Consider the following 19,916-nt stretch of genomic DNA (forward strand, 5'->3'; position numbering starts at 1 on the left):
GAAATATGATTTAATATATTGGAGTATGGGCGTAGATTAGTAGTAGAATGGGTTAACAATATTTCTACTGTAATAATATTGCTATATAAAGCGAAATATTTCATATGAAATAAAAGCTAAGAAAGATGATAGGTTTAAGAGGGGGTTAAAGTGATGAACCATGCAACAAGTGAGCTGCATGATGAGTCAGCTGTTTCAAGTGTACCGGAAACAACTCGGTTACAAGATTTATCAGCACTCGTTAAAATGGGGATTGTAAACTCAAATACACTTACTGTATTTACAGGATTTTGGCTGGCTTTACATTTTAATGGATTAAGTGTTATGGACCATCTAGATAAGCTGTTTTTCACAATCGTTGGTTCTGCATTAATTATGGCAGGGGTATGTTGTTTAAATAACTACATTGACCGAGATATCGATCCATTAATGGAAAGAACAAAAAACCGTCCAACGGTAACAGGTAAATATAAACCTGGATTTGCACTGGCATTTGGACTTGTAATTTTACTACTTGGATTTGCATTTTTATTACTTACTACACCAATGGCAGTATTCATCTCGTTTATTGGTGCCTTCACATACGTTGTTTTATATACGTTATGGACGAAGAGAAAATATACATTAAATACTGTTGTAGGTAGTATATCAGGAGCAGTTCCACCTTTAATTGGATGGGCGGCAATTGATCCGTCTTTAAGTCATCCAATTGCTTGGATGTTATTTTTAATTATGTTTATTTGGCAAATCCCACATTTCCTCGCATTAGCGATGAAACGTGTTGATGAATATCGAAATGCAGGAATCCCAATGCTTCCTGTTGTACAGGGATTTGATATTACGAAACGTCAGATTATGATTTGGACAGTATGTTTATTACCACTACCATTTTATATGAGTGGGCTTGGAATAACATTCATGGTAATTGCAACATTGCTAAACATCGGATGGATCGTACTAGGGTTTTATGGCTTCCGTAAGCAAGATGACATCAAATGGTCCGTAAAAATGTTTGTTTATTCCCTGAATTACTTAACAATCTTATTTGTGTCAATGATTGTAGTTACATTCTTCTAAGACAACGACATGATTGGATTTCTTTACGTTGAGATTTACTTTACTTAACTATAAAGTACAATCTAATTCACAAAGAAAGTGGGGGTTGTTTGTATGAAGAAACAGTGGCGACTGCTTTCGTTCGTTTCACTGCTGGCTTTACTGTTAGGGGGATGCGGTAAAGCCTTTCAATCTACTTTAATTCCGCAAGGAGAAGTAGCAAAAATGCAATATGATTTGCTCTTATTAGCGAGTGCAATCATGATAGGAGTAGTACTTGTAGTTACTATTATTTTCTTATATGTAATTGTGCGTTTCCGACAAAAAAAGGGTGAGGAAGATTATATTCCAGAGCAAGTTGAAGGAAATCACAAACTAGAAATTATATGGACAGTTATTCCGATTATTCTTTTGTTAATCTTGGCTGTTCCGACTGTTACATATACATTCAAACTTGCTGATGTAAGTGCGATGGAGAAAAAGAATATTGATAAAGATACTATCGTTGTTGATGTAACAGCGAATCTTTATTGGTGGGAATTTTCTTATAAATCAGAAAAAATAGTAACTTCTCAAGATTTAGTCATCCCCACAGGTAAGAAAGTGTATTTGAATTTGAAGGGTGCCGATATTAAACATTCGTTTTGGGTTCCATCTTTAGCTGGGAAAATGGATACAAATACAGATAATGTAAACAAAATGTGGTTAAAGGCAGATAAATCGGGCACTTATAATGGTTTTTGTACAGAATTTTGTGGCCCATCACATTCTTTAATGCAATTCAAAGTGAAAGCTCTGGATGAAAGCGAGTACAAAAAATGGCTTGCTGATATGAAGAAGATTGATGGAAAAAAAGAAGTAGCTTCTACAAAGGCGCAAGAAGGTCAAGAAATATTTAATAAAAGCTGTATTGGTTGTCATGCGGTTGGATCAAATGATAGTAGACCACCTTCTGCTCGTATCGCACCGAACCTAGCAAACTTTGCAGATCGCGATACAGTTGCTGGTATTGCCGAAAACAATGAAGAGAACGTAAAAAAATGGCTCAAAGATCCTGAAAATATGAAGCCAGGTAATAAAATGACTGGTAAATATGGCAACTTAACGGATGATCAAATTAATGCATTAAATGCATATTTACAAACGTTAAAGATTGAAAAGTAAAGAGGGATCATTTGCGAAGGGGAGGTTGAAAACGTGAGTTCTGTAGCAAAAAAACAGGGGATGGGTGCTGTCATATGGGATTATTTAACGACAGTAGACCATAAAAAGATTGCCATTCTCTATTTAATTGCAGGTGGAGTATTTTTTATAATAGGCGGAATAGAAGCGCTATTTATTCGCCTTCAGTTAGCGATTCCTAACAATGCTTTTCTTGTTGGGGATGCTTATAATCAAGTATTAACGATGCACGGTACAACAATGATTTTCCTCGCAGCTATGCCACTCGTGTTTGCATTTATGAACGCCGCAGTACCACTTCAAATTGGAGCACGTGATGTGGCGTTCCCGTTTTTGAATTCACTCGGATTCTGGTTGTTTTTCTTTGGTGGAGTATTTTTAAATTTAAGTTGGTTTTTAGGAGGAGCACCTGATGCAGGTTGGACATCGTATGCATCTTTAGCTTTAGCCTCAAAAGGGCATGGTGTTGACTTTTATGTACTCGGCTTGCAAATATCAGGTATTGGTACATTAATTGGAGGTATTAACTTCCTTGTTACAATTATTAATATGCGAGCGCCAGGAATGACCTATATGCGCATGCCGATGTTTACATGGACAACATTTGTAACATCGTCACTTATATTATTCGCATTTCCTCCATTAACTGTAGGATTAGGTCTTTTAATGCTAGATCGCTTATTTGGCACAAGTTTCTTTAATCCGGCATTAGGTGGGAACACAATTATATGGGAGCATTTATTCTGGATCTTCGGTCACCCAGAAGTATACATTCTTATACTCCCAGCTTTCGGAATATTCTCAGAAATCTTTGCCACATTTTCGAAAAAAAGATTATTTGGTTATTCATCGATGGTGTTCGCGACTGTATTAATCGGCTTTTTAGGATTTATGGTATGGGCGCATCATATGTTTACAGTTGGTCTTGGTCCTGTTGCGAACGCTATCTTCTCAGTTGCAACAATGGCGATTGCAGTTCCGACAGGTATTAAAATATTTAACTGGCTCTTTACAATGTGGGGTGGAAGTATTAGGTTTACAACACCAATGATGTGGGCGGTAGCTTTTATTCCATCATTCGTTATGGGTGGAGTTACAGGCGTTATGCTTGCATCTGCACCAGCTGATTATCAATTTCATGATAATTATTTTGTAGTAGCACATTTTCATTATGTAATTGTCGGCGGTGTTGTATTTGGTTTACTTGCAGGTGCACATTATTATTGGCCACTTATGTTTAATAAGGTATTAAATGAAACGCTAGGAAAGATAACATTTTGGTTATTCTTTATCGGTTTCCATTTAACGTTCTTTATTCAGCATTTCCTTGGATTAATTGGTATGCCACGACGTTATTACACATACCTAGAGGGACAAGGATTAGAAATGGGGAATATGATTAGTTCTATTGGAGCAGTATTTATGGCTCTTGGCACAATCGTTCTTTTATTCAATGTAATTAAAACAACATTGTCAAAAGAGAAGGCTGGTCGTGACCCATGGGATGCACGTACATTAGAGTGGACAATGCCAGCACCTACACCGGAATATAATTTCAAACAATTACCATTTGTTCGCGGGCTAGATCCGTTTTGGATTGAAAAACGTGAAGGGAATAAGGAGATGACAGCTGCGGAACCAGTTGGTGATATTCATATGCCAAACCCTTCGTTTTCACCGTTTATCATTTCTTTAGGTTTATTTATAGCCGCGTTTGGTGCGATGTATATGCAGGGTGGAAAAGATAAGTTTTGGTTGTTAGTAGCAATTATTGGTTTAATCATTACATTTGGCACAATGTTCCTTCGCTCAGTAGTCGATGATCATGGATATCATATTCATAAAGAAGATCTAGAGGATAAGGGGGGCAAGGCATAATGCATGTAGATGAAAAATTAACGAATGAAACATTTCCAGCAGAGCCTGAAAAAGCAACCCTTGAGGGGAAAAATAAGTTTGTCGGTTTTTGGTTATTTCTTGGAGGCGAAACGGTGTTGTTCGCTTCCTTATTCGGCACATATTTAGCGTTAAAGAACTCTACAAATGGCGGACCAACATCTCAAGAGATGTTTCAAATGCCACTTGTTTTCATCATGACGATGCTTTTGTTAACAAGTAGTTTAACGAGTGTATATGCAATGTATCATATGAAAAATTTCAACTTTAAGAAAATGCAACTTTGGTTACTTGTAACAGTGTTGCTTGGCTTAGGATTTTTGGGGTTTGAAATATATGAGTTTTATCATTATACGCATGAATTTAAGCATACTATGAGAAGTAGTGCATTTGGTTCTGCATTTTATGCTCTTGTAGGTACACACGGGCTCCACGTGTTGTTTGGATTATGTTGGATTTTAACATTAATCTTTAGAAATGCGAAGAGGGGCTTAAATTTATACAACGCACCAAAGTTTTATGTTGCATCAATTTATTGGCACTTTATTGACGTAGTTTGGGTGTTTATTTTCACTGTAGTATATTTAATGGGAATGGTGGGATAAACAATGGCCGTAAAGCAAACGAATAATCCTAAGGTTGATCTTGTTTATCGGAAGAGAAAAAGTGCGGAGGAGATGAAGCATCAAGTTGTTACGTTTGCATTAATGATTTTTTTAACATTAGTTGCATTTGTAGCAGTTGCATATCCGAAAACTTTTAGTCCGACTTTCTCTGTACCGTTTATTTTACTATTAGCAGTGGTACAAGTGATTTTTCAATTGTATTATTTTATGCATATGAGTCATAAAGGACATGAAGCGGCAAGTTTCTTTCTTTATTCTGGTCTGTTAATAGGGTTAATTACAATTTTAGCTTTTATGACGATCGTGTGGATTTGAAAAGTGAAAAATAAGGGAGCTTGTGTTGTCACAGCTCCCTTTTCACATTATGTGAAAGGATAACCTTAAGAAGGTGGGTGTGACAATGAGTAACTTGTGGATATTTGGTTTTCAAGCTCTATGGAGTCCGATCTTTTTATTATTTATGCTTTCGATTCTTATTGGGTACTTTTTAATTATTGGACCATATAGAACGCGGTTTGAAAATGCGACTAAGGTAAGTAAGAAGCAAATTTTTTATTTTACGACTGGGATTGTCCTCTTGTATTTTGTAAAGGGAGGACCTATTGATTTAATTGGTCATATTATATTTAGCGCACATATGTTCGAAATGGCGATAATGTATATTGCGGTTCCCCCGCTATTACTGCTTGGTATACCTGTATGGTTATATCAATATATTACTTCTTTTAAGTTCGTTCAAATTGTGCTAAAGGTTTTTGCAAATCCGCTTATTGCATTGTTTGTATTTAACGGTCTGTTTTCCTTTTATCATTTGCCAGTTGTTTTTGATACAGTAAAACAAAGTCAAATAGCGCACCCTATTTGCCTTGCTATATTGTTTTTTGCAGCAATAATGATGTGGTGGCCTATGCTGAATCCGTTGCCGGAATATCAAACGTTAAGTGATATAAAGAAGCTTGGTTACATGTTTGCTAATGGTATTTTATTAACACCAGCTTGTGCATTAATAATTTTTGCGACTGCACCATTATTTGCAACATATACGGATCCAGCCGCTTGGATGAAGGCAATGGAACTTTGTGTACCAGCGGGTACTTTATCAGATTTAAATATAACCGGACCAGAATTTTTACATTGGATGCCAGTAGTACAAGACCAGCAAACAGGCGGCATCATTATGAAAATTGTCCAGGAAATAGTGTACGGTACGATTATCGGCTATGTGTTCTTTAAATGGGCACGTAGAGAGCGTGAAAAGGATAAAGAGCAGTTGCAAGAGTTACCCCCTTATTTGCAGACAAAATAAAAACGAGTGCATCTTATTGATGCTCTCGTTTTTTGTTATTCAATAATCTGAAGTTCTTTCAATTCTTTTTCAATATTTTGTAGGAGTTGTTCGCTTTTTTGAAGTACATTCGTTGGGAAAATCTCATCATCACCATATTCAACGCCATGAGGATAATAATGTTTTCCTAATAAGGGGGGTAATAGTTTTACTTGGGCGTGTCTACCGCCGATGTCACCTTCAACAGCAAAACCTTGTACACGTAAATAATAAATATCCTTTAATATTTCAAATTTATAATCATATGTAATGCGTTCATAATCCCATTGTCCAGCGAGTACAAAATGGTTGTTTTCCATGATTTCAGTTAAAAGAGTTAAATCTACGACTGCATCATTAAACTTCGCATTTGTAAATTGCATAAAATACCTCCTTCTTATTATTCATACTATTATTTTTATAATAGTATGAATAATAAGAAAGTGCAATTCATATTGAGAGAAAAGGGATAATCCAGACTTTTTTCGTGAAAATATGATATAGTGAAAAGAGTACGGTACACACAAAAAGGAAAGAAAAGGATTTGTGTATATCTCAATTTTATGTTTTGTTCAGGAGGTATATCGTTTGAAAAAAGTATTACGTATCGTAATTATTACATTTTTAATTTTAGCTGTGGATTTATACGGGAAATTACTCGTTTCGCAATATATATTAACCCCATCTCACTCTAAGCAAGAAAATAAAATTGTGAAAAAGAAAAAGCAAATAAATGAAGAAACCTCAGACACTGTTTTAAATATGATTGGTGGGGACCCTGAGAATTTATTAGCAAAGTGGGGCGAACCATCTCGAATAGAGCCGTCTGCTTATGGATATGAATGGTGGGTGTATAATCAAGATTTAACTCGGTATGTTCAATTTGGAGTTGCTGAACGTAAAGTTGTAACGGCGTATGTTGCTGGTGAACAAGTTAAGGTGACACCTTATTATATAAATGAAAAGTATGAAGAAGTATATAAAAAGAATCCGATTTCACATGAGATTTCATTAAAAAGAGGGAAAAATAATTATCAATTTGAGTTATCTGATACAGAAGTAATGGAACAACCACTAATACCTGTAGAAGATGGATGGGCACAATTATACTTTGATCATTTTACGCATGAGCTTGTTGGTGTTCGTTATATGGATGATGAAACGTTATTACGCCAAAGACCGTATCAGCTGGTTTATTCAGGAGAATTAATAGCGGAACAACCATTGACTCCAGAAAAAATGAAGCAAGTAGAAAATGGAAATATGCAGCAAATCCTAGATTTAACAAATATTATTCGAAGTCGTCATGAATTACCGTTGTTAACATGGGATCAACAAACGGCAGACGTTGCATTTGGCCATAGTAAAGATATGAAGGATAATAATTATTTTTCCCACGACTCGCCTACTTTTGGTACGTTAGGAGATCGCCTGCAACGTGGTCAAGTAGCTTTTCAACTTGCTGGTGAGAACATAGCGGCGCAACATAGTGATGGAATTGCGGCGTTGCAAGGTTGGTTAAATAGTGAGGGACATAGAAAGAATTTATTGAATGAACAATTTACAGGATTAGGTGTTGGGGTATACGAAAAGTTTTATACACAAAACTTTATTCGGAAATAAAGTGAAACTTTGAGTTGTGGATGGGACACCTCCCGGTTAATTGCTTTGTATTCACTGAATTTTAGGTAGGAATCTTACCGTATGCAAATAGCAGGATAAAAAGGTGCATGAATCGTCTAAAAATAGGCGAACCATGTGCCTTTTTTTTCTTACTATATAGTAGATATACATGAAGAGGTGAGGATTATGCCAACAACAAAGGGACCGTTACATCCATCGGTTCAACAGTTTAAAGAGTTTGTAAACCATCACCCTAAAATGGTCCATGAGGTTAGAAGTGGTCACAAAACTTGGCAACAGTTTTATGAAGAATGGTACTTACTTGGTGAAGAAGATCCGATATGGGCAACTTTTAGACCTGATGGAGCGCCTGCTTTTTCTTCGGTAAAAGAAAATAAACAAGAAAAAGAAAAAGATAATCGAACTGAAGAGGAAAAAACTGCTGATGTGATGGGACAAATGCTTTCTTTCTTTAAAAAGCTAGATGTGGAACAAATGCAACACCATTTAGCCAATGTGACGAGTGCCATTGGTAGTGTGCAACAAGTTATTCAACAATTTCAAGGGAAGCCCGCGCGGCAAGCAGAAAGCACTTCCGAAAACAATCCATTTTTCTTTCAGAAGGATTAGGGGGAAAGAGGATGAGAGCAGAAATTATGGAGTTTATAAAGGCTGATGAGGATTTATCTCGCTATATTAGGGAGCAACCGTACTGGTATAGAAAACTAACGCGAAACCCTGAAGAAAAAGAAGCCTTTGAGTTAGCTGCTATGCAACATTTCAAAAAAACGATACCAGATAAAGTTGAGAAATTCCAAAATCAATTAGCAGTTGCTTCCATTATGATCGATATGTTTCAGTATATGAAGCAGCAAAATACAACATAATTGGAAGGGAAAACTATGTCCGTCATGCAGAACTTTTGATACAATAGAAGCGGATTATTTAAAAAGGAGTTGCAGCATGACGGAAATTTGTTTAGTACGACATGGACAAACTGATTGGAATTTTCAAGAGATTATTCAGGGACGTGAAGATATTCCACTTAATGAAGTGGGGAAGAAGCAAGCGAGTCAAAGTGCAGCTGCTTTGCAAGCGGAATCGTGGGATATTATTATCAGTAGCCCTTTAATTAGAGCTCAAGAAACAGCTAGGGGAATTGCTGAGGCTATTGGATTGCAATCTATTTTATTAGATGAGCGATTTATGGAACGTAATTTTGGAGAAGCTTCTGGGAAACCAGTTGCGACAGTTAGAGAGTTAATTGCAGAAGGTAATGTAGAAGGTATGGAGCGGGACGAAGAGATTGTAGAACGCTGTTTTACCGCTTTACAAGAGGTTGCAGCAACCCATGGAGATAAGCGTATTATCATTGTTGCGCATTCACATGCAATAAAAGCGATTTTACATGCGATTGCACCAGAGGAAATTACATTTAAAACGCCGTTAAAAAACGCATGTATTAGCTACGTGAAAGAAAATAGTGGGAAATGGGATGTTCTTAAATACAATATTGCGGAGCATATTAGCGTATAGGAGTATAAGAGGATTATATGAAAAGTAGTTAGAAGCATATCTTTCTTTTAGGTGAGAGACTTCAATTAGTAGTTCTGTCCCAAATGTGTTATGATGAATACTCGGAGGTGTCTCTCATGATTGTAGCGACGCTGGAAAGCGTACTGATTTTAGATAAGGCAGAGCAGCTTGCAAAATCAATCATTTGTTCAGATATAGCAGAAGATTATCGTAAGTGTTATAAGGATATACAAGAAGATATAGATGTCCAGACGCTAATTCAACAGTTTACAGCGATGAAAGAGCGATATGAAGAAGTGCAACGCTTTGGTAAATATCATCCTGACTACACTTTCGTTTCAACGAAAATGAGGGAATTAAAGCGTTCTGTAGATTTGCATGATAAAATTGCAGCCTTTAAAAAAGCAGAAACTGCTTTGCAAAAGTTATTAGATGAAGTTAGTGTAGCAATCGGTTCAGAGGTATCCTCTTCCATTAAAGTTCCAACAGGAAATCCGTTTTTTGATGCGGGTGGCTGTGGCGGTGGTTGTGGTACCGGAGGCGGTTGTGGTTGTAAAAAAACGGGGTAATTTACCCCGTTTTTTAGAATATAGAAGAAAACGTATACAGAGTTTGTCTTTTAATGTCATAAATTTCTGATTGGTTTTCATAAAATATAAGAATATAAGTTTTTAAAAGGAGAAGATGGAGAAGATTATGTTCGGGCAACGACAAAGTATGATTGTTTATTTACATTCATTGAAACATGCCAAGATTTTAAGGAAATATGGTAACATTCATTACATATCAAAACGATTGAAATATGCGGTTGTATATTGTGATATGGAACAAATTGAGCATATGATGCAAAAATTGAATAAACTTCCTTTTGTAAAAAAAGTAGAACAGTCGTATCGCCCATTTTTAAAAACGGAATTCGAAAATTCACGTCCTGATCGGGCAAAGGAATACGATTATAGTTAATAAAAAATCCCCTGCTAAATTTAGCGGGGGATTTTTTTTACTTAAAATAACGTATTACTTCATTGGAGGAATGAAATTGTTCATTCGTAAAATACCAATTAGATGATTAAAAAAGAGTTCTTTTTCAGGGAAGGTTGTCGACGGTTTTACAGTAAAGGTAGTAACCTTTTTCCCTAATTGTTCTGCCATTTCTTCAAATAAAATAACACGTTTGCTTTTTTTATTTTCAAGTACAGGAATGCCTTCACGACATATGTATAATGGCTGGAAATCACCAGTAGTTGTAGGTTTTAGTATTACAACAAGTGAACACGCTTTTTTTTCGTTTTTTACAGTTTCAAATTGTAACATATGTGTTATACGTTCTTTGTTTGCTTTGGCAATTTCAAGTAATTCATATAAATCAGAGTAGCCTTCTCCGAGTTCTATAAAGCGTTGAATCATATTTTTTCCTCCTCTTTCTTTTACTGTACCATCTCACTTTTTAAATGAAAAGTAGACAAAGAAAAAAACCCTGCAATGCAGGGCCCTTCTTATACTAGTATGAACTAGCAAGAAGGCAAAGGGAGAGGAGAAACCGGAGGAAGAACTTATGGGGAAACGTAAGTCTTCTCCGCGGTTGGCAACAACATCGAAGGTGATGTTGTTATATTTATTTATGTCCAATCTAAATGAAGATATACATAATGAAATTAAAATTTATGTTAGGCTTTTTATTTTTCTTTTTTTTATTTTATGATAGGATAAAAAAGGTAAAGTGGAACTGATGTACATAGAGGGTTGTTGCTTGCAAATAGTGAAATGGATATGAAAGAAATAGCGAGCGATTATTTTAACTGAGGTTTTCAATTAGTTAAATAACAGATTAATGAAAAGATGTATGAAATAGTATGAATCGGTAGCGGTTACCGAATTGAAATGAATTTGCTGTAATCGCTCTATAGATTGAAATAAAGGTAGTGACAACAGATGAGAGTAGTTTCAGGAAAATGTAAAGGGCACCCACTTAAAGCGGTACCTGGTAATACAACGCGTCCAACGACAGATAAAGTGAAAGAATCTATTTTTAATATGATAGGTCCTTATTATGATGGTGGTATCGCTCTTGATTTATTTGGTGGTAGCGGTGGTCTTGGAATTGAGGCCATAAGTAGAGGGATTGATAAAGCGATTTTTGTTGACCGAGATAGTAAAGCGATAAAAGTCATTCATCAAAATTTAGAAAGCTGTAGACTACAAGAACAAGCTGAAGTGTACCGAAATGATGCAGAGCGTGCGGTAAAGGCGCTTATAAAGCGTGAAATATCATTCGATCTTATACTAATAGACCCTCCATATAAAGCTCAAAAAATTGTGTCTTTAGTTAGTGTAATGGATCAACATGGATTGTTAAATAAAGATGGAATCATTATGGCAGAGCACGGGGATGACGTGGTTTTACCAGACTCTATAGGAGAACTTGTAAAAGTACGAGCGGAAAACTATGGGATTACAGCAATTTCGATTTATAAGTATGAAGGTGAGGGGACGGAATGACAAGTATAGCTATTTCTTCAGGGAGTTTTGATCCAATTACCCTTGGACATTTGGATATTATTAAAAGGGGAGCAAAAGTATTTGATGAAGTATATGTAGTTGTTTTAAATAATTCATCAAAAAAACCATTCTTTTCGGTAGAAGAACGCTTAGAGTTAATTCGAGAGGCGACAAAGGATATTCCGAATGTAAAGGTTGATTCACATAGTGGATTATTGGTGGAATATGCAAAAATGCGTAATGCAAATGCAATATTACGTGGTTTGCGAGCGGTTTCTGATTTTGAATATGAGATGCAAATTACTTCAATGAATCGAAAATTAGACGAAAATATAGAAACCTTTTTTATTATGACAAACAATCAATATTCATTTTTAAGTTCAAGTATTGTGAAAGAAGTTGCGAGATATGGAGGAAGTGTAGTAGACCTTGTTCCTCCGATTGTAGAGCGAGCTTTAAAAGAAAAGTTTCAAACCCCGTTAAAGTGAACGGGGTTTTTCTTTATAAATACGTAAAAACAATAAGATAACATATAAATATAAACAAAATAAGGTGAAGATTGGTCCGTAGTGTATAAATGCTGTCCAAATATCATTTAGTGTAAAAGAATGATTCAATAAAAATACGGGAATATCTTCTTGTGTAGGCGAGACAGAATGAACTTTTTCATAAAATGGTTCCCAAAATATAAAAGTGAGAATAGGAGCGATAATACTTTGGATAATTCGAGCTAAAAAATATGGTTTAAAACGGATATCTGTCTCCGCTAATATGCTTGCTACTTGTGCCTGAATAGAAAGACCACTAAATGCTAAAATGAAGCTTGTTACCATTGCTTGTTGAAGAAGTGTTGTTTCATTTATTTGGCTGATCATTTGGCTTCCGAGCGTCATTTCAAAAATACCGGATAATATCGGAATATTAAATTGGGAGGTAAGTTGGAAGAATGATAAAATATGTTGCATAATAAAAGAAAGCGCTTCTGTAATTTCGAAAACAGTAATCATTTTATTTAAAACAGAGAATAAAATAATAAACCCACCAATCATGAGCAGTGTTTGAATAGAAGAAACGATAGCGTCACCAAGTAGTTTTCCGATTGGTCTTTTTTCTTGCATACGTGTTTGGTGGAGAATGGAAAAAGGGTTTTGAAAGGCACGTTTTTGATTTGTATGTTTTTCTTTTATGTAAGTATCGTTACTACCATAAAAGCGCATCAGTAACCCGACGGTAAAGTTACTTATATAATGTGCTGCTGCTAATACGAGCCCTAATTTCGGATTATTGAAAAAACCAATAGAAACCGCTCCAAAAATAAAAAGCGGATTAGAAGAATTTGTGAAAGATACGAGTCGTTCCGCTTCAATTTGTGTTAGTTGATTACTCTTGCGTAGTCTAGCGCTTAATTTGGCGCCAGCGGGGAATCCTGAAGCCATTCCCATTGCCCAAACAAACCCGCCTACCCCTGGAACACGAAACAATGGACGCATTAGTGGTTCTAATATAACACCGATAAATTTTACAATACCAATACTGATTAGAAGTTCCGCAATGATGAAAAACGGTAGTAGTGAAGGGAATACAACTTCCCACCATATATTTAACCCGCGAATTGAAGCTTGCAGAGCAGCTTGGGGGTGGAGTACAAGAGAAAAGGTTAAAAACAACATTGATATGGTAAGAAAAGCAGTTTTCCATTTTTCGTACATGTAAGAAAATCCCCCTTTGTCCCAAAAACGTTCATTTCAGTATACGTGGATATGTGGTGAATTTAGACCATAAGTATGAAAAAGGGATGAAAAAAATTAAAGGGTGAGAAAAATGAAGGAACCAAAAATCGGTTTAGCACTTGGATCCGGAGGTGCAAAAGGTTTTGCTCATATAGGGGTAATAAAAGTTTTAAGGGAAGCTGGCATCCCTATTCATATGGTAGCAGGTAGTAGTATAGGAGCATTAATTGGTACATTTTATGCAGCGAGTTGTGACGTTGAAAGACTGTATAGATTGGCCGCTGTTTTTAAAAGGAAATATTATTTGGATTTTACAGTTCCTAAAATGGGATTTATTGCTGGAAAACGTATCAAAGATATGATTAAAATGTTTACATATAATAAAAATTTAGAAGAGTTAGATATCCCGACGGCTGTTGTGGCTACTGACATTTTGAAGGGGGAAAAAGTTGTTTTTACAAGCGGTCCGATTGCGGAGGCGGTTCGAGCTAGTATATCTGTGCCGGGGGTGTTTGTTCCAGAGAAAATAGATGGCCGCTTATTAGTGGATGGAGGGGTGATTGACCGTATTCCCGTATCGGTTGTAAAAGATTTAGGGGCTGATATTGTTATTGCTGTTGATGTATCTCCAATTAAGGTGAATGGAGAGGTTACATCGATTTATGATGTGATTATGCAGAGTATTGAAATCATGCAACATGAACTTGTGATGAATCGGCAAATAGCATCAGATTTAATGATGCGGCCAGCGGTAGAACAATTTAGTTCGCGTGCTTTTACACATATTGAAGACATTATTCGGGTCGGAGAAGTGGAAGCAGAAAAACATGTTGCAAACATTTATTTACTAATTGAGCAGTGGAAGGAGAAACATAATGTTTAAGCGTTTTCGGTTTATATATGCAATTTTAATAGGGGTTATATTGGCGATGCTACTTGTTTATGTGCGTTTGCCATACTTTGTGACAAAACCAGGTATGGCCGCGAAATTAGCGCCGTACGTGCAAGTTGACGGTGGAACTAAAGAGTCTGGTGATTTTATGCTTGTCACAGTCTCAATGGGGCCTGCAAATGTTGTGAACTTAATAGCCGCGCAATTTAATAAATATACACACGTTTCAAAAGCGGAAGAAATATTGCAAAAAGGTGAGAGTGATGAAGAATATCAATTTCGCCAAAATTATGCAATGAAAGATTCACAAAACGCTGCAATTTATAATGCATATAAGCGTGCAAATCGTTCCGTATCTTTTGAAAATAAAGGGGTCCTAGTTGCTGGTGTGACAAAGGGAATGCCGTCAGAAGGGAAACTTAAGCTTGGAGATGTCATCATAGCTGTCGACGGAAAAACATTCGAAAAGACGGAACAATTTATTGAGTATATGACAGGAAAAAAAGAGGGAGATATAGTAAATATTGAGTACAAGCGAGGTGGAAAACAGTTTAAAGAAAATTTAAATGTAAAGACAATTCCTAATGGAAATGGCCGCGTTGGTATAGGTGTCTCCATTGTTACGGAAAGAGAGTTAGTGGTGAATCCGAAAGTGAAAATTGATTCCCATGAAATAGGGGGACCATCAGCGGGTTTAATGTTTACGTTAGAAATTTATAATCAGCTCGTTGAAGAAGATTTAACAAACGGACATGAAATAGCTGGAACAGGTACAATCAATGATAAAGGAGAAATTGGTCCCATTGGTGGTATTCAGCAAAAAGTAGTAGCTGCTAGTGATGCGGGAGCTGAAGTGTTCTTTGCGCCAAATGAAAAGGGTGTAGAGAAATCGAATTATAAAGATGCTCTTGAAGCTGCGAAAGATATTAAAACAAAGATGAAAATTGTACCGGTGGACACACTGGACGATGCATTAACCTATTTGGAAAAAATGGGTAAAATAAAGTAAACCTCTCTGAAGAAGAGAGGTTTTTCTTATAGGAATTTTTTCGTTATTTCATCATAACGAATTGGATGATGCGTTGCGTCTTGTTTTAGCAATTGTGTCCGCAAAGGTTCTTGCATTATGGAGAAATATACAGCATTTGATTTTCGCTCTATGTCTAAAATAGGGTGTTCGAATGTTTTTGTATGAGTAAGGATTGGCAGTTCTATTTTTTTCTTATTTCTAGAAAGGTAAGTTTGTCCTTTTTGTGACATTCCGAGTAGACGGATATACGGCGCGTGCTGTTCTATATTTGCTTTATATATTTCTTCCTTCGTTGTATTTGTTAAAATATGTGTACAAGCTCTTTGTAATCTAGTCCATGTATAACGTTTTGTTTTTAATGCTTCCATGAATGAATAGAAAGATGAACTGTCTTGTATTTTTGATAAAATACGATGCTCTAAACCCTCTTCAATTTCATATATATGTTGTAAGTCTCCTGGAGACATCGTCATAAGTTTGTATTTAAAAAATGAAAAGTATTTTTCCCAGTTATGTAACGTCCCATAGTTTTGTTTGTAGTTTTCTAAAAGAGAAGCAGTTGTTTTCGGGATAAAAGGCTCAATAGTTGTAGATGAACCGTGTTCATTAAATAGCTGTTTGCGGATACTTGTTGCACTTGCAATATGTTGATCGTGAAATGTTTCATCATGATAATGAGAGGCGAATCTTTTTATAGTTTGTGCTTGCATGGAGCTATTTTGTAAAAGGATAGCTTTAATGTACTGTAAACCTAAAATGTTATTTGGTTGTGACATATCTACATTTTTTTCAGGTGGTAAGATGTGTTGAAAGGCTTCAGATGTAGCTTTTGCATAACTATTACCCGCATTCATAAATTGCTTCACAAGACGATTAAAAGTCTCTTCTTCATTTTTTTGTACAGAGATGGTATTGTAGAAATTTTCAGTTGTCCCATCTTCACTACCGAAACAAATCTCAGAAACATGAAGGGCGTTTAAAATCGAAATTGCACCATTTGCAAAAGTTTCGGCCTTTTGTGTTGCAAATGCATAAGGAAGCTCCACAACGAGGTCTACGCCGTTTGTTAAGGACATTTTAGTACGATACCATTTGGAGATGAGTGCTGGCTCACCACGCTGCAAAAAAGGACCACTCATAACGGCGATAATAATATCAGACTGTGTTAACTTTTTTGTTTGTTGCACATGATAAGCATGACCGTTATGAAAAGGGTTATATTCAACAACAATACCACTGGCTTTTATGGTAATCTCTCCTTTCGATGTAGCATCTTTTTGGAAAACGTGATAATCTATATATTATTTCCTATGATGACTTCATTATAGTGTAAAGAAAAAACATTGACAAATATAAAATGGCTAGCTATAATTTTGTTTGTTGCCTTGAGGTGATATGATATGAAATGGTCCATCCATCAATTGAATAAATTGAGAAATAAAGGATTGACATTGAATGAAATGGTAGATGTAAGTGAGCTAAAAGAGGTCGAGAAAGATATTCGTGAAATTAATCCTGTTCATGTAACAGGAAGAGTTGATTTTGGCTCCGGTAAGTTTACGTTTCATCTACATATAACTGGAAGCATGGTTTTACCATGTTCTCGCTCTTTAGTAGATGTGACATTACCATTTGACATTAAAACAACTGAGGTGTTCCAAACTTCAGAAGAAGAATTTGAAACAGAAGCTGAAATTCATTGTTTAGAAGGAGAAGTACTTGACTTACTGCCCGTAATCAAGGAAAATATACTTTTGGAGATTCCAATGCAAATTTTCAGTGATGATGTTTCTGGTGGAGCACCGATGCAAGGTCAAGACTGGCAAGTGATTTCGGAAGAAAACAAAGAAAAGACTGTTGATCCAAGATTAGCAGGACTTGCAAAGTTTTTTGACAAATAATCGGAAGACTGGTTTAGGCCTTCATATGAAAATAATTATTTCTTTTAAGGAGGTGGGAAGAATGGCTGTACCTTTTAGAAGAACTTCTAAAACAGTAAAAAGAAAGCGTCGTACGCATTTCAAATTATCAGTACCTGGTATGGTAGAGTGCCCAAGCTGTGGTGAAGCGAAATTAGCTCACCGTGTATGTAAAGCATGCGGTACTTACAAAGGTAAAGAAGTAATCAGCAAGTAATTGCGGGAAAATAAACGTAGAAGATATCTTCTGCGTTTATTTTTTTTGTCTTATTCTTTATTTGTTGTATTCTATCTTTTCTAGTAACTGCATATGCTTAATAAAAAATGCATAGGGAGGACTAGAGAGATGGCGACAACAAGACAAGATGCTTGGACTGATGATGAAGATTTGCTTCTGGCAGAAGTAGTACTCCGGCATATTCAAGAAGGTGGAACGCAACTTTCTGCCTTTAAAGAAGTGGGTAGACACTTGTCTCGCACACCAGCAGCATGTGGATTTAGATGGAATTCTTACGTTAGAAAGCAATACAAAGAACGTATTGAAGAAGCAAAGCAACTTCGTAAGGTAGAAAATTATGAAGTGAAAGAGACAAAGGTATTAGAGCCGAAATCTATTACGTTGAATGATGTTATTGATTTCTTACGAAATTATAAAGATGAAAATTCTTTAATGGTGTTGCAACAACAAATTGAATCGTTACAAACAGAGCGAGAACGTCTTCTGGATCGATTATCAGTATATGAGGAAGAATATAGAACATTACTTGATTATATCGATCAAAAAAGAAGTGTAATGGTAGCGGAAAGAAATGGTGCTCGCTCGAATGGGAAATTAGAGAAGTTAAAGAAATAAAAAACAGCTGTTACGCAGCTGTTTTTTTTATTTCTTATGCAGACTCTTCATTTGTAACCGCATTCACGATTGTTTCTGGAAGCCAAATATAAAAATCGCCATCAGTTACTGATACTGGTTGGAAACTTAATTTATCCCAAAAACCAGCTGAATGGATACGTGCTATCGTTTTAATTGGGAATTTCAGTTGCTTTGCATAGTTAACAAGTATTTGTCCGAACCCTTGTTTTTGAAAAGTCGGTAACACTTCAAGTTTATAAAGTTCTAGGTAAGGTCCTGTAATTTCAAATGGTTCCCCGCCGTTCCTTTTCATGTATAGACTCATACGTGCGATTAGCGATCCACCGTAATAAATACCATAAAATGGAGATTCGCTATCATTTTCAATAATGTTTGCTTCTAATTCTTCCAACATGGATAGTTCTTGAGCTCCGCAACCTTTAAACTTTTTAAATTCATCTAATGTTTTATAATTGATGAGCAAGCGCTCAACTTTTGGGAATCCCATTACATCACATCCTTTTCATATCTTGTTGAATGCAGAAAAGTTAAAATATTTATAATAATATTATAACTCATTTTTTAATTTTTATGAAGAAGATAGAGTATTTCTTTCATTATTTTTTTGAGGATTTGCTAAACTAAGAGTAGAACTATGTATATAAGTGGTATATACATAGTGAAAGAAGAGGTTGCATTTGTTAAAAAATAATTGAATCCTTAACTATGCAATTATAATTTAATAAGCCGTAAAGGGGGAAGGGCAAAGGAACGTAAATCACTTGTTAATATACGTTCCTTGTGTGAAGATGAAAATTGGAATTGTTGGACCAGGAGCTATTGGTCTACTATATACATTTTATTTACAAAAAAATAATCAAGATGTTACGTTGTTTACAAGGACGGCTAAGCAGGCTGAGGAATTGAATGTAACAGGTGTAACTTGTATTAGAAATGGGGAAAGTGAAACGGTATTCCCAACTGTTTTACCAATAGAAAGTATGCCAGATGAGAAGTTGGATTATACATTTATTGCTGTAAAGCAGTATCATATAACTGACGTATTACCTTTTGTGCAGGCTGAATCGTCATTAATCTTTTTGCAAAATGGAATGTCTCACCTTTACATTATGAAAAAATTAGGGAATGAACGTATAGCGGTTGGGATAGTGGAGCATGGTGCGAAAAAAGAAGGGAAACATACAGTCCATCACACTGGAATAGGTGTTACAAAGTTTGGTGTAATGCGTGGTCAATCTAATGGTTTTGAAAAGGTATTGAATCATTTTCCTTTACATTATTTTCCGATTCAAATAGAAGATGATTGGAATGGGATTATGCGTAATAAATTAGTGGTGAATGTATGTATTAATCCACTGACCGCATTATTACGGGTTGAGAACGGAGAGTTAATTTCAAATCCGTTTTTTTATCAAATGATGGAGCAAGTATTTCAGGAAGTCGCATTTCTTATTAAAGAAGAGGACAAAAGAATGGTATGGCAAATGGTATGCCAAGTATGTAAAAAAACATCTCGTAATACATCATCTATGTTAGCGGATGTAAAAGAGAATAGACAAACGGAAATTAATGCGATTGTCGGATATGTATTAGAAGAAGCGAAGGGACAACAACAATCCGTTCCGACACTTCAATTTTTGTATAATGCAATAAAAGGGATGGAATTATAAGTGTTTTTCTTTGCTTTTACGTGAAACATTGACTACAATGTGGGTTGGTGAGAGAACAG

25 protein-coding genes are annotated in these 19,916 nt (G+C 35.8%); 20 read left to right on the forward strand and 5 right to left on the reverse strand.

Annotated elements, in window-relative coordinates:
• Positions 1 to 153: 153 nt before the first annotated feature.
• The 6 genes from ctaB (at position 154) to ctaG (ending at position 6,066) form a co-directional block, all read left to right on the forward strand.
• Entirely contained in the window at positions 154 to 1,077 is a 924-nt protein-coding gene (ctaB, locus tag SJY24_RS10560) for a protoheme IX farnesyltransferase (RefSeq protein WP_001015049.1), read from the forward strand.
• Positions 1,078 to 1,170: 93 nt separating this feature from the next.
• Positions 1,171 to 2,220, forward strand: coding sequence for a cytochrome c oxidase subunit II (coxB, locus tag SJY24_RS10565; protein ID WP_377864600.1), 1,050 nt, complete (start codon positions 1,171 to 1,173; stop codon positions 2,218 to 2,220).
• Between the two features lie 60 nt (positions 2,221 to 2,280).
• On the forward strand, positions 2,281 to 4,116 hold the full coding sequence (gene ctaD, locus SJY24_RS10570; RefSeq protein WP_176535342.1) for a cytochrome c oxidase subunit I: 1,836 nt from the start codon (positions 2,281 to 2,283) through the stop codon (positions 4,114 to 4,116).
• Positions 4,116 to 4,739: a cytochrome c oxidase subunit III gene (ctaE, locus tag SJY24_RS10575; protein WP_000557861.1), complete on the forward strand. Its 624-nt coding sequence runs from the start codon at positions 4,116 to 4,118 to the stop codon at positions 4,737 to 4,739. Before ctaD ends, ctaE begins: the two co-directional genes overlap by 1 nt.
• A gap of 3 nt (positions 4,740 to 4,742) precedes the next feature.
• Complete coding sequence (gene ctaF / locus SJY24_RS10580) at positions 4,743 to 5,075, forward strand: cytochrome c oxidase subunit IVB (RefSeq protein ID WP_377864601.1); 333 nt, start codon at positions 4,743 to 4,745, stop codon at positions 5,073 to 5,075.
• Positions 5,076 to 5,160: 85 nt separating this feature from the next.
• Positions 5,161 to 6,066, forward strand: coding sequence for a cytochrome c oxidase assembly factor CtaG (gene ctaG, locus SJY24_RS10585; protein ID WP_377864602.1), 906 nt, complete (start codon positions 5,161 to 5,163; stop codon positions 6,064 to 6,066).
• A 35-nt stretch (positions 6,067 to 6,101) separates the two neighbouring features.
• Here ctaG and SJY24_RS10590 read toward each other — a convergent pair whose 3' ends face one another.
• Entirely contained in the window at positions 6,102 to 6,467 is a 366-nt protein-coding gene (locus tag SJY24_RS10590) for a YugN family protein (protein WP_098498825.1), read from the reverse strand.
• Positions 6,468 to 6,672: 205 nt separating this feature from the next.
• Between SJY24_RS10590 and SJY24_RS10595 the strand changes: the two genes are divergently transcribed.
• The 6 genes from SJY24_RS10595 (at position 6,673) to SJY24_RS10620 (ending at position 10,206) form a co-directional block, all read left to right on the forward strand.
• Positions 6,673 to 7,707: a CAP domain-containing protein gene (locus SJY24_RS10595; protein WP_377864603.1), complete on the forward strand. Its 1,035-nt coding sequence runs from the start codon at positions 6,673 to 6,675 to the stop codon at positions 7,705 to 7,707.
• Positions 7,708 to 7,893: 186 nt separating this feature from the next.
• Complete coding sequence (locus SJY24_RS10600) at positions 7,894 to 8,337, forward strand: YlbD family protein (protein WP_098765114.1); 444 nt, start codon at positions 7,894 to 7,896, stop codon at positions 8,335 to 8,337.
• An 11-nt stretch (positions 8,338 to 8,348) separates the two neighbouring features.
• The gene (locus tag SJY24_RS10605; protein ID WP_001200991.1) at positions 8,349 to 8,594 is read left to right on the forward strand and encodes a YlbE-like family protein; all 246 of its coding nucleotides are present in this window, start codon (positions 8,349 to 8,351) and stop codon (positions 8,592 to 8,594) included.
• A gap of 76 nt (positions 8,595 to 8,670) precedes the next feature.
• Positions 8,671 to 9,243, forward strand: a complete 573-nt coding sequence (locus SJY24_RS10610; RefSeq protein ID WP_377864604.1) for a histidine phosphatase family protein — start codon at positions 8,671 to 8,673, stop codon at positions 9,241 to 9,243.
• Positions 9,244 to 9,359: 116 nt separating this feature from the next.
• Positions 9,360 to 9,812 (forward strand): YlbF/YmcA family competence regulator, encoded by a 453-nt coding sequence (locus tag SJY24_RS10615; RefSeq protein ID WP_000634367.1) that lies wholly within the window; start codon positions 9,360 to 9,362, stop codon positions 9,810 to 9,812.
• A 127-nt stretch (positions 9,813 to 9,939) separates the two neighbouring features.
• Positions 9,940 to 10,206: a YlbG family protein gene (locus SJY24_RS10620; RefSeq protein WP_002088292.1), complete on the forward strand. Its 267-nt coding sequence runs from the start codon at positions 9,940 to 9,942 to the stop codon at positions 10,204 to 10,206.
• A gap of 54 nt (positions 10,207 to 10,260) precedes the next feature.
• On the opposite strand, the gene SJY24_RS10625 is transcribed toward SJY24_RS10620, so the two are convergent.
• Positions 10,261 to 10,650, reverse strand: coding sequence for a DUF7147 family protein (locus SJY24_RS10625; protein WP_377864605.1), 390 nt, complete (start codon positions 10,648 to 10,650; stop codon positions 10,261 to 10,263).
• Positions 10,651 to 11,175: 525 nt separating this feature from the next.
• Between SJY24_RS10625 and rsmD the strand changes: the two genes are divergently transcribed.
• Both rsmD and coaD read left to right on the forward strand, forming a co-directional pair.
• Positions 11,176 to 11,742: a 16S rRNA (guanine(966)-N(2))-methyltransferase RsmD gene (rsmD, locus tag SJY24_RS10630; protein ID WP_001266992.1), complete on the forward strand. Its 567-nt coding sequence runs from the start codon at positions 11,176 to 11,178 to the stop codon at positions 11,740 to 11,742.
• Positions 11,739 to 12,230, forward strand: a complete 492-nt coding sequence (gene coaD, locus SJY24_RS10635) for a pantetheine-phosphate adenylyltransferase (RefSeq protein ID WP_000200601.1) — start codon at positions 11,739 to 11,741, stop codon at positions 12,228 to 12,230. The genes rsmD and coaD overlap by 4 nt, the downstream gene beginning before the upstream one ends.
• Here coaD and ylbJ read toward each other — a convergent pair.
• Entirely contained in the window at positions 12,222 to 13,451 is a 1,230-nt protein-coding gene (gene ylbJ / locus SJY24_RS10640; protein ID WP_377864606.1) for a sporulation integral membrane protein YlbJ, read from the reverse strand. The two genes, coaD and ylbJ, sit on opposite strands and share 9 nt — an antisense overlap.
• 112 nt (positions 13,452 to 13,563) lie before the next feature.
• Here ylbJ and SJY24_RS10645 point away from each other — a divergent pair, with 112 nt between their 5' ends.
• Positions 13,564 to 14,355 carry a patatin-like phospholipase family protein gene (locus tag SJY24_RS10645; RefSeq protein WP_098498830.1) on the forward strand — a complete coding sequence of 264 codons (792 nt, stop codon included), beginning with the start codon at positions 13,564 to 13,566 and terminating at the stop codon, positions 14,353 to 14,355.
• Positions 14,348 to 15,373, forward strand: coding sequence for a SepM family pheromone-processing serine protease (locus SJY24_RS10650; RefSeq protein ID WP_377864607.1), 1,026 nt, complete (start codon positions 14,348 to 14,350; stop codon positions 15,371 to 15,373). The genes SJY24_RS10645 and SJY24_RS10650 overlap by 8 nt, the downstream gene beginning before the upstream one ends.
• 26 nt (positions 15,374 to 15,399) lie before the next feature.
• On the opposite strand, the gene SJY24_RS10655 is transcribed toward SJY24_RS10650, so the two are convergent.
• Complete coding sequence (locus SJY24_RS10655) at positions 15,400 to 16,626, reverse strand: nucleotidyltransferase (RefSeq protein WP_377867233.1); 1,227 nt, start codon at positions 16,624 to 16,626, stop codon at positions 15,400 to 15,402.
• 168 nt (positions 16,627 to 16,794) lie between these two features.
• Here SJY24_RS10655 and SJY24_RS10660 point away from each other — a divergent pair, with 168 nt between their 5' ends.
• The 3 genes from SJY24_RS10660 (at position 16,795) to SJY24_RS10670 (ending at position 18,166) form a co-directional block, all read left to right on the forward strand.
• Positions 16,795 to 17,295 (forward strand): YceD family protein, encoded by a 501-nt coding sequence (locus tag SJY24_RS10660; RefSeq protein WP_000872151.1) that lies wholly within the window; start codon positions 16,795 to 16,797, stop codon positions 17,293 to 17,295.
• A 61-nt stretch (positions 17,296 to 17,356) separates the two neighbouring features.
• Positions 17,357 to 17,530: a 50S ribosomal protein L32 gene (gene rpmF, locus SJY24_RS10665; protein WP_001984764.1), complete on the forward strand. Its 174-nt coding sequence runs from the start codon at positions 17,357 to 17,359 to the stop codon at positions 17,528 to 17,530.
• A gap of 129 nt (positions 17,531 to 17,659) precedes the next feature.
• Positions 17,660 to 18,166, forward strand: coding sequence for an RsfA family transcriptional regulator (locus tag SJY24_RS10670; protein ID WP_377864608.1), 507 nt, complete (start codon positions 17,660 to 17,662; stop codon positions 18,164 to 18,166).
• A 34-nt stretch (positions 18,167 to 18,200) separates the two neighbouring features.
• Here the strand turns inward: SJY24_RS10670 and SJY24_RS10675 are convergent, their stop codons facing one another.
• On the reverse strand, positions 18,201 to 18,674 hold the full coding sequence (locus tag SJY24_RS10675) for an N-acetyltransferase (RefSeq protein ID WP_377864609.1): 474 nt from the start codon (positions 18,672 to 18,674) through the stop codon (positions 18,201 to 18,203).
• Positions 18,675 to 18,969: 295 nt separating this feature from the next.
• On the opposite strand from SJY24_RS10675, the gene panE reads away from it, so the two are divergent.
• A complete protein-coding gene (panE, locus tag SJY24_RS10680) occupies positions 18,970 to 19,857 on the forward strand; it encodes a 2-dehydropantoate 2-reductase (protein ID WP_377867234.1) in 888 nt (295 codons plus the stop codon).
• Positions 19,858 to 19,916 lie beyond the last annotated feature (59 nt).

Source organism: Bacillus sp. R86525 (assembly GCF_042466195.1).
In the GTDB taxonomy this organism is placed as follows: Bacteria; Bacillota; Bacilli; order Bacillales; family Bacillaceae_G; genus Bacillus_A; species Bacillus_A nitratireducens.